Raw genomic sequence first — 9,515 nt, 5'->3', positions numbered from 1 at the left:
GAGAGAGCCCCCACCCGCATTGCATCTTCGATGCAATGCGACCTCCCCCGCAAGCGGGAGAGGGAGCTTTGCGAAATAATACTTGAAAAGGAAAATATTTCCGTTTTGAATACAGCGACGGGGTGAGCGGTTCGCGCGTATCAACGCGCTGCCCGCGGCCCTGCGTCCAAGGAACAGATCCAGGGATCAATCCAAAGATCAAAAGCTTCAGGAGAGCGCCGTGACCGTCGTCCTTCCCACGCCAACGCAACTTCGCGCCGTCGCCGAGCAATGCGGCCTGTCCCTGACCGATGAGGACGTGACCTCGTTCCGCGGCCTGATGCAGGGCTCGATCGAGGCCTACAACCTCGTCGCCCAGATGCCGGACGAACTGCCCGAAGTGAAATATCCGCGCACGCCCGGCCATCGGCCGGCGCCGGAAGACAACAAGCACAACGCCTGGTACCGCAAGTCGACGGTGAAGGGCGCCGCCTCCGGCAAGCTCAAGGGCAAGACGGTCGCGCTGAAGGACAACATCATGCTGGCCGGCGTGCCGATGACGAACGGCTCGTCGACGCTGGAAGGCTATATCCCCGATTTCGACGCCACCATCGTCACGCGCATGCTCGATGCCGGCGCCGAGATCGCCGGCAAGACCCATTGCGAGCACTTCTGCCTGTCCGGCGGCAGCCACACCGGCTCCTACGGAGCGGTGCACAATCCGCACAAGATGGGCTATTCCGCCGGCGGCTCGTCGTCGGGCTCCGGCGTCGTGGTCGCGCTCGGCGAGGTCGACATGGCGATCGGCGGCGACCAGGGCGGCTCGATCCGCATGCCGTCCTCGTTCTGCGGCACCTACGGCATGAAGCCGACCTGGGGCCTCGTGCCCTACACCGGCATCATGCCGATCGAGATCTACGTCGACCACACCGGCCCAATGACCGCGACCGTGGAAGACAACGCCCTGCTGCTCGAAGTGCTCGCCGGCGACGACGGCTATGACCCGCGCATCAAGGCGCCGAAGGTCGAGGACTACACCAAGGCGCTGGGCAAAGGCGTCAAGGGCATGAAGATCGGCATCCTCAAGGAAGGTTTCGAGCAGCCGACCGCGGAGGCCGCGGTGAATGAGAGCGTGCGCGAGGCGGCCAAGCGCCTCAAGGATCTCGGCGCGTCGGTCGAGAATGTCTCGATCCCGATGCACATGCTCGGCGGCGCGATCTGGACGCCGATCGGCACCGAAGGCCTGACCCAGACCATGATGTTCGGCGACGGCTACGGCCTCAGCCGCGGCGATCTCTATTCGACCTCCCTGATGGACTTCCATCGCGGTTGGCGCCGGCAGGCGGATTCGCTGTCCGAGACCACCAAGCTGTTCATGATGCTCGGCACCTACATCAACAACAATTTCGGTCCGCGCTTCTACGGCAAGGCGCTCAACATCTCCCGCCGGCTGACCGCGGCCTATGACAAGGCCTTCAAGGATTATGATCTGTTGCTGATGCCGACCACGCCGATGAAAGCGACGAAGTTGCCCGAAGCCAACGCCAGCCGCGAGGAATACGTCGCCCGTGCGCTGGAGATGATTTCGAACACCGCGCCGTTCGACATCACCCATCACCCGGCGATGTCGCTGCCCTGCGGCATGGTCGACGGCTTGCCGGTCGGCCTGATGCTGGTCGGCCGGATGTTCGAGGAATCCACCATCTACCGTGCCGCGCACGCCTTCGAGCAGGCCGGCGACTGGAAGAAGATGTGAGGCGCCGCTTGTCGCAGACACAAGGTCGATGGATCGAACACCATGGCTAGCACCTTCGCCGCGGTGTTCGAGATTGTGAGCTTCGGCGCGATCATCGTGCTGGTCGTGCTCGGGCTCGGCATCATCGCCAGCATGATGGGCATCTTCAACTTCGCGCAGGGCGAATTCGTCCTGCTCGGAGCCTACGTCACCTATCTGGCCTACGCCCATGGCGCGCCGGTCTGGGCCGGCATGGTCGCGGCGCCCTTCGTGGTCGGCGCGATCGGCTTCGTGCTGGAGGCGCTGATCATCCGGCGCTTCTACGCCGCGCCGATCGTGGCGATGCTCGGTACCTATGCGCTCGGCCTGATCATCCGCGAAAGCGTGCGCGGCCTGATCGGCGGCTTCTATCTCACGGTGCCGGAGCCGATCGGCGGTTCGATCGACCTCGGCTCGGTCCACATCTCGGCCTGGCGCTTCACCATCATCGTGATCACGCTTTTGGTGATGGGCGGCTGCTATCTGCTGCTGTCGCGCACCTCTTTCGGGCTTCGGGTCCGCGCCACGCTGGAAAACCCGGCGCTGGCGCGCGCGTCGGGCATCTCGACGCCCCTGATCTACGGCGCGACGTTTGCGTTCGGCGCGGCGCTCGCCGGGCTTGCCGGCGCGCTGATCGTGCCGGTGTTCAGCCTGTTTGCCGATCTCGGCATCCGCTTCCTGATCCAGGGCTTCGTCGCCGTGATGGTCGGCGGGGTCGGCTCCTTCATTGGTCCGGTCGCCGGCGCCGGTGTGATCGGCACGCTCAGCGCGGCGCTGCCATGGGTCATGTCGCCTGTCGTCGCCGACGTGCTCGTCTTCGTGCTCGCCATCGCCTTCATCAAATTCCGGCCGCAAGGCCTCATTGCTGGGAAAGGGGTCTAATCACCATGTCGATTGAACGCATGAACCTTACGCGCCGCCGCTTCATGAGCAATTTCGCCTTCGCGACCGGTGCGCTCGCCACCGGGGTGGGAAGCTGGGTGGTCAGGCCCGATTGGGCCAACGCCGCCGAGGGACCGATCAAGGTCGGCATCGCGACCGACCTGACCGGCCCGATCGCCTATGCCGGCAACGCCGACGCCAACGTCGCCAAGATGGTGATCAAGGAGATCAACGCCGGCGGCGGCCTGCTCGGCCGGCCGCTCGAGCTCTATATCGAGGACACCGCCTCGAACGAATCGGTCGCGGTCGGCAACGTCCGCAAGCTGATCCAGCGCGACAAGGTCGACATGGTGCTGGGCGGCATCACCTCCTCGATGCGTAACGCGATCAAGGACCCGATCGTGGCGCGCGGCAAGACGCTCTACATCTATCCCCAGCTCTACGAGGGCAAGGAGTGCACGCCCTATCTGTTCTGCACCGGGCCGACGCCGGCGCAGCAATGCGACGAGTTCATTCCGTGGCTGATCAAGAACGGCGGCAAGAAGTTCGCGCTGCCGAGCGCCAACTATGTCTGGCCGCACACACTCAACGTCTATGCCCGCAAGGTGATCGAGGCCAATGGCGGCGAGGTCGTGTTCGAAGAGTATTACCCGCTCGATCAGGTCGACTTCTCGTCCACCGTCAACCGCATCATCTCCAACAAGGTCGATGTCGTCTTCAACACGGTGATCCCGCCGGGCGTCGGCCCGTTCTTCAAGCAGCTCTATGAAGCGGGTTTCCTCAAAAACGGCGGCCGGCTCGCCTGCGTCTACTATGACGAGAACACGCTCAACATCAATCAGGCCAACGAGATCGAGGGGCTCGCGAGCTGCCTCGACTATTTCAAGGTGCTGACCAAGGAGGATCCGTTCAACGCCAAGATCCAGGCGGCCTATGAGAAGGATTTTCCGGGCAACTTCCTGTTCGCGGCCGGCAGCGCCGCCACCGGAACCTATCGCGGCCTCAAGCTGTGGGAAGCCGCGGTCAAGGAAGCCGGCAAGGTCGACCGCGACTCGGTCGCGGCCGCGCTCGACCACGCCAAGATCGCCGAAGGGCCCGGCGGGCCTGCCGAAATGGTTCCGGGCAAGCGTCACTGCAAGATGAAGATGTACACCGCTGTTGCCAAAGGCGGGAACTATGAGATCGTGGCGCGCAGTGCCGGTCTCGTCGATCCCAAGGAGTGCTGAGCAGTCGATGGGTGGAGCAAGAGAGGCCGTCGCACGCATCGGCGAGGGACCGGATGTCGTGACGGGTGAGGATGCACCGGCCGCAAGCGCGCCGGCGGGACGGACATCGGCAGGATGGAAGGTCCTGCCGATCGTGGAAGGCCTGGTGCTGCTGATCGCACTGGTCCTGCCATGGATTCTGCAGGACTATCTGACGGTGTTCGCCACCCGCGTGGTGATCCTCGCGCTGTTCGCGCTGTCGTTCGACCTGGTGTGGGGCTATGCCGGCATCATGAGTTTCGGCCAGGCGCTGTTCTTCGGCGCCGCCGGCTACGGCGTGGCGCTGATGGCGCGCGATCTCAACGTCACCTCGATCCTGCTGATCCTGCCGGCCGGCACCTTGATCGGCCTCACCGCGGCGCTGCTGCTCGGCGGATTTCTCCTGCTCGGGCGCTATCCCTCGAGCGTGATCTTCGTCTCGCTCGGCACGCTTACCGGTTCCTATGCCGCGGACCGGCTGGCGCGCGGCTGGTACTATCTCGGCGGCCAGAACGGCATCCCGTCGATCCCGCCGCTCACGCTCGGCAGTTACGAGTTCGAGGAAGGGCCGGTCTATTACTACATGGTGCTCGGCATCCTCGTGGTCACCTATCTGCTCTGCCGCTTCCTGGTGCGTTCGCAATTCGGCCTCGCGCTCGCCGGCCTGCGCGAGAACGAGCAGCGCATCGCCTTCTTCGGCTACAAGGCGCAGCATCTGAAGGCGATCATCTTCGCGGTCGGCGGCACCATCGCCGGCCTCGCCGGCAGCCTCTATGCCTTCCACGAAGGCTTTGTCTGGCCCAACATGCTGGGCGTCGTGTTCTCGACCCAGGTCGTGCTCTACGTCTTGTTCGGCGGCTCCGGCACGCTGATCGGCGCCGTGATCGGCACCGTGATCATCGAGGGCGTCAGCTTCTGGCTGTCGGACAATTATCGCGACGTCTGGCCGATCATCCTCGGCGTGCTGCTGCTGCTCGTGATCATGTTCCGTCCGCTCGGGCTGGTCTCCTTCGTGCTCGGCGAGCGCGAGCGGGTCGGCAGCTTCGGCAAGGAGCCAGGCAAGGGACCAAGCAAGGCACCAAAAAAGGAGGTCGGCAATGCCGCTCCTTGAGGCCTCAGGGATCAGCAAGGTGTTCGGCAAGCTCACTGCGCTCGACGGCGCGGCGCTGAGCGTCGGCGAGAACGAGTTTCACGGCCTGATCGGCCCCAACGGCTCGGGCAAGAGCACGCTGATGAAATGCGTCGCCGGCGCCGAGGTGCCGACCACCGGCAAAGTCTCCTTCATCAACACCGACATCACGGCGTTCACGCCGACCGAGCGCGCCCGCGCCGGCATGAGCCTGAAATTCCAGATTACCTCGGTGCTGCCGACGCTGACGCTGTACGACAACATCCTGCTGGCATTGCAGGCGCATTCGTCGCTGTTCGATCTCGTGCTGTCGCGCACCCGCAACAGGCTGCACGATCAGGTCATGACGATGCTGACCCAGTTCCGTCTCGCCGATCGCGCGTATGACGCCGCAGCGGCGCTGTCGCACGGCCAGCAGCAATGGCTCGAGATCGCGATGGCGCTTGCTGGCAAGCCGCGGCTGTTGCTGCTGGACGAGCCGACCGGCGGCATGAGCCTCGAGGAGCGCCGCGTTACCGGCGAGCTGTTGCAGCCGATCAAGCAGCATTGCTCGCTCGTCATCGTCGAACACGACCTCGATTTCATCCGCGACATCTGCGACCGCCTCACCGTGCTCGACCAGGGCAAGGTGCTGGCCTCGGGAACGGTTGCGGAAATCCAGGCTAACAAGAGCGTCCAGGAGATTTATCTTCGCCGTGCCTGAGCAAACCTTCCTCGATATAAGGCATCTCGATGCCGGTTATGGCCGCAGCCAGGTCCTGTTCGATGTCAACATCGGCATTCCCTGGCGCGGCGGCGTTGCCGTGCTCGGCCGCAACGGCGCCGGCAAGACCACGCTGATGAAAACCATCGTCGGCGAGCTCGCAAGCACAACGGGAGAGTTGTTCTTCGACGGCCGCGACATCACCCGCCGCCGCACCGAGGAACGGGTGCGCTCCGGCATCGGTTACGTGCCGCAGGAGCATTCGGTGTTCGCCCGCCTGTCGGTGCGTGACAACCTCGCGGTCGGCTCGCTGTCCAATTTGGATGCCGGCGCGGTCGATCGCGTGCTGGAGATCTTCCCGAAACTCGGCCAGCGCCTCGACCAGCCGGCCGGCACGCTGTCCGGCGGCGAGCGCAAGATGCTCGCGATCGCCCGCGCCATGCTCGGCAATCCGAAGCTGCTGCTGCTGGATGAGCCGACCGAAGGGGTCTGGATCGGCGTGATCGAGGAGATCACCGAGCGGCTGATCGAGCTTGCCAAGAGCATCGCGGTCGTGATCGTCGAGCAGCATCTCGACCTCGCGCTGCGCGTCGCCGAATACGCCTATGTGCTGGATCGCGGCCGCGTCGCCTTGCAGGGCGAGGCGGGTAAGGTGCGGAGCGATCCGGAATTGCTGCGCTATCTGGCGCCTTAGAATCCCGGGTTCCCTTGGGAACGAAGAGCCCTCGCTGCCGTTGGGCCGCGGGAGGAATTCACCGATGCGTTATTTTTCGATTGCAGTCCTTTTCGCCGTTGCCGTGATGAACAGTGGTGCCGTGCTGGCCCAGCATCCCGGCACCAAGTCGGAACAATCCGCGTGCTCGCGCGATGCGCAGCGGTTCTGCCGTAAGGACCTCGGCAATGACGGCGCCGTGCAGAACTGTCTTCAGACGAATCGCGCCAGTCTGAGCCGAAGCTGCAAGAAGGTTTTCGAAAGCCACGGAATGTAGCCGTCGCTTGCCGGTCGCGGCAGCCGCCCCTTGTCGGGCTAGCGCAGCGACGTTCCGTCAATGCGTCCGACGAGGTGTGCCCGTGAAGGCGAGGGATCGAATCGTTCGGCGAAATACTGTGTTTCGTGGGCGACCAGCCCGTCGCGGAATTCCATGATGCTCACCACGTAGGACGGCCTGTCGTCATAGGTGAGGATGTATTCGGTGATCCAGAGATCGCCGCCGCCGATCATGCGCTGGATCGTGAAGCGCTTCTTGTTCGGCTGAACCGTGCGGCTTTCCTGAATGTTGCGCCGGCCGCGGATCCGTTCGCCCGACTGCGGATAATCGAGCACGGCATCCTCTGCGTAGATCTCATGCTCGCGCTCGAAATCGCTCGCGTCCGAGGCTTCCCAATGGCGTTGCAGCGCCATCCGCACGGTGTGATCATCCATGGCAGTCTCCCGGTTTTGCCTGCGCCCTCTGTTTGAGCAGGGGCGAGACTAGGAGCAAAGTTCGGACGATTCATGTCGCGAGAATGCGGACGTATGATCGCCGGACCGCGCAACATAAGCGGTGTCGTCCCTGCGAAAGCAGGGACCCATAACCACAAGCGTGAATTATGCGCCTTGCTGGAATGACGAGTCCCGCTCCCAATCTCCGCCGCGGAGTATGGGTCCCTGCTTTCGCAGGGACGACTCGTGGAGAGAATCGACGCAACGGGGGTGCTGCGATAAGCGGCGCGCCGAAGTCGCGCCGCGCTTACTTCACCGCGGAGAAGCGGCCGTCGAACGAGTTGGTCTGCACGACAGGCGCGGAGCCGGCGAGTTGGGTCGACGCCGACGATGTCGCGGCCGGTGCGGCGGCGGCAGCGGTGTTGGTCACCGCCGGCTTCGGCGCGGGCTTCGCGGCCTGCTTCGGCTCCGCCTTCGGTGCGACGCGAAGCACCGATTGCGGCTTGGCCTCGGCGACCTTCGGCTTGGCCGGTGCGGCAGCGGCCGGAGCCTGAGTTGGCGTGGCCGTCTTGCTGGCATCGGCGGTGCCGCCGATGCCGACCTTGCGCGCGAAGCTGGATAAGAAGCCTTCGGATTTGTCGGACGCGTTCGCCGAAGCAACGCGGGTACTGGCCGGCGGGGTCGACGACGTCGTCGCCACGACAGGTTCTTCCTGCTGGACCGCGAGATTGGGCCGCGGCGGATTGACCGTTCCGGGGATCGTGCCGGGGGCGCGCGCGAGCGACATCGATGCCAGCGCCTGGCTGTCGCCGCCTTCGGACAGACCGGTGTTTCCTTCCGGAATCTTCGAGGCGAAGATCGCGTTCATGCCGCCGTCGATGCCGGTGTTGAGGCGCGCAACGGGCGTCCCCTTCGACACCAGCTTGGCCATCTCGGCGTCGTCGCGCTGCTCCTTCTCGCGCACGGCGCTCGCGATCTCCTCGGGGATCACATAGGCCGGGCATTTTGCGGATGCATTGAACACCGGATCGCGCACGGCATCCGGCGCCTTCACAGCATCGAAGACGTATTTCTTCTCGCAGAAGTCGACCTTCGGCTCCTGCTTCGTCACCTCGAAATGATCGTTGCCTTGCTTGATCATCTTCCAGAAAGGCATGTTCGGATTGTTGCGGTGCTTGGCCATGTTCGCCGCCGTCATCCGGAACGGATAGGCTTGGAACTGGAACGCCTTCTGGCCGCCGAAGAAGGATTCGCGGCCGAGCGAGTAGATTTCCGCGATCTGCTCGTCGGTCATCGCGTAGCAGCCGCGCGACGAGCAGTCGCCATGCACCATCAGCTCCGAACCGGTGCGGCCGAGAGATTTGTCGAAGGCGTTGGGATAGCCGGTGTTGAACGAGAGATAGTAGGCCGACTGCGGGTTCATCTGGCTCGGATTGATCGAATAGAATCCCTCGGGTGCCTGGCGGTCGCCTTCACGGACCTTCGGACCGAGATCGCCCGACCAGCGGCAGATCGGATAGGTCTTGAGCAGCGCGAACTGGCCGGAGCGGGTCTGCTTCCAGATCTCGAGCTCGGCTTCCTGCTTGAACAGCCGCACCAGGATCGGCGACTGCATGTCCATGTCCTTCTCGACCATGGCAGCGACGAGCTTTGGTGGGACCGGCTGGTTGGCCTTGGCGTTCTGCGCGAGCGAGATCTGGTCGCTGTCACAGCCGGCGAGCATGACGCCCGCGGCGAGGACCGCCGAGGTCAGAAGCGCGCGTACGAGCGTGCGATGAGTCAAGTCCGAGCTCCACACCCACCGGGCGATTTTCGCGACCCCAACACGGCGAATATGCCCTGAAGCCATTGTGTAAAATATTAGCCTTCGACCACCCCTGCTCGCAACCTGAACCGGGGCTGACAGCCTTCACGGTAGCAGGCATGGTTCAAGGAACGTTAAAGACCCGGCTCGGGGCCCAATTACGGCAAAATCGGTCGATTTGGACGAAAAATCCGGACGTTTGGGCGCCTCAACCCAGCTTGCGGCCGATATCCAGGAACTTCTGGCGCCGCTGTTTGCGAATCGCGTCCGGATCAAGATTTCGTAGGTCGTTGAGCGCCTGGGCGATGGCGTCGCCGGTGGTCGTGATCATCGCGGCGGGGTCGCGGTGGGCGCCGCCGGCGGGCTCCTTGAGGATCTGGTCGATCACGCCGAAGCGCAGCATGTCCTGGGCGGTGATCTTCATGCTGTTGGCGGCTTCCTGCGCCTTGCTGCCGTCGCCGCCTTGGGATGCGCCATGGCACTCCGCATCGGTCCGAACGCGACCTATTGGGCAGACATCTTCCCCGCTATCGTGTTGCTGGCTTTGGGCATGGGCTTGGCGATCGCGCCGTTGACG

The 9,515-nt window shown here is 64.1% G+C and carries 9 protein-coding genes and 1 pseudogene; 7 read left to right on the top strand and 3 right to left on the bottom strand.

What is annotated here, in order from left to right; genetic code table 11:
- Positions 1 to 220 precede the first annotated feature (220 nt).
- The 7 genes from FNJ47_RS41800 (at position 221) to FNJ47_RS41770 (ending at position 6,700) form a co-directional block, all read left to right on the top strand.
- Positions 221 to 1,735, top strand: a complete 1,515-nt coding sequence (locus tag FNJ47_RS41800; protein WP_163162094.1) for an amidase — start codon at positions 221 to 223, stop codon at positions 1,733 to 1,735.
- A gap of 42 nt (positions 1,736 to 1,777) precedes the next feature.
- Positions 1,778 to 2,635 carry a branched-chain amino acid ABC transporter permease gene (locus tag FNJ47_RS41795; protein ID WP_163162092.1) on the top strand — a complete coding sequence of 286 codons (858 nt, stop codon included), beginning with the start codon at positions 1,778 to 1,780 and terminating at the stop codon, positions 2,633 to 2,635.
- Between the two features lie 5 nt (positions 2,636 to 2,640).
- Positions 2,641 to 3,861, top strand: a complete 1,221-nt coding sequence (locus FNJ47_RS41790) for a substrate-binding protein (protein ID WP_163162090.1) — start codon at positions 2,641 to 2,643, stop codon at positions 3,859 to 3,861.
- A 7-nt stretch (positions 3,862 to 3,868) separates the two neighbouring features.
- Complete coding sequence (locus FNJ47_RS41785; RefSeq protein WP_236000443.1) at positions 3,869 to 4,990, top strand: branched-chain amino acid ABC transporter permease; 1,122 nt, start codon at positions 3,869 to 3,871, stop codon at positions 4,988 to 4,990.
- Positions 4,977 to 5,711, top strand: coding sequence for an ABC transporter ATP-binding protein (locus tag FNJ47_RS41780; RefSeq protein ID WP_163162086.1), 735 nt, complete (start codon positions 4,977 to 4,979; stop codon positions 5,709 to 5,711). The genes FNJ47_RS41785 and FNJ47_RS41780 overlap by 14 nt, the downstream gene beginning before the upstream one ends.
- Positions 5,704 to 6,405: an ATP-binding cassette domain-containing protein gene (locus tag FNJ47_RS41775; protein WP_163162084.1), complete on the top strand. Its 702-nt coding sequence runs from the start codon at positions 5,704 to 5,706 to the stop codon at positions 6,403 to 6,405. Before FNJ47_RS41780 ends, FNJ47_RS41775 begins: the two co-directional genes overlap by 8 nt.
- A gap of 106 nt (positions 6,406 to 6,511) precedes the next feature.
- Entirely contained in the window at positions 6,512 to 6,700 is a 189-nt protein-coding gene (locus FNJ47_RS41770) for a hypothetical protein (RefSeq protein WP_430649472.1), read from the top strand.
- Between the two features lie 38 nt (positions 6,701 to 6,738).
- On the opposite strand, the gene FNJ47_RS41765 is transcribed toward FNJ47_RS41770, so the two are convergent.
- From FNJ47_RS41765 to FNJ47_RS41755, 3 genes and pseudogenes are all read right to left on the bottom strand, one after another.
- Positions 6,739 to 7,134, bottom strand: a complete 396-nt coding sequence (locus FNJ47_RS41765) for a nuclear transport factor 2 family protein (protein WP_163162080.1) — start codon at positions 7,132 to 7,134, stop codon at positions 6,739 to 6,741.
- Between the two features lie 307 nt (positions 7,135 to 7,441).
- Positions 7,442 to 8,917 carry a L,D-transpeptidase family protein gene (locus FNJ47_RS41760; RefSeq protein WP_163162078.1) on the bottom strand — a complete coding sequence of 492 codons (1,476 nt, stop codon included), beginning with the start codon at positions 8,915 to 8,917 and terminating at the stop codon, positions 7,442 to 7,444.
- A 229-nt stretch (positions 8,918 to 9,146) separates the two neighbouring features.
- A pseudogene (locus tag FNJ47_RS41755) lies at positions 9,147 to 9,395 on the bottom strand (acetyl-CoA carboxylase carboxyltransferase subunit alpha); the annotation flags it as partial.
- Positions 9,396 to 9,515 lie beyond the last annotated feature (120 nt).

The sequence above is a fragment of the Bradyrhizobium uaiense genome (assembly GCF_010811875.1).
GTDB lineage: Bacteria > Pseudomonadota > Alphaproteobacteria > Rhizobiales > Xanthobacteraceae > Bradyrhizobium > Bradyrhizobium uaiense.
The sequence above is the reverse complement of the archived record's forward strand: the minus strand, read 5'-3'. Positions and strand labels throughout refer to the sequence as shown.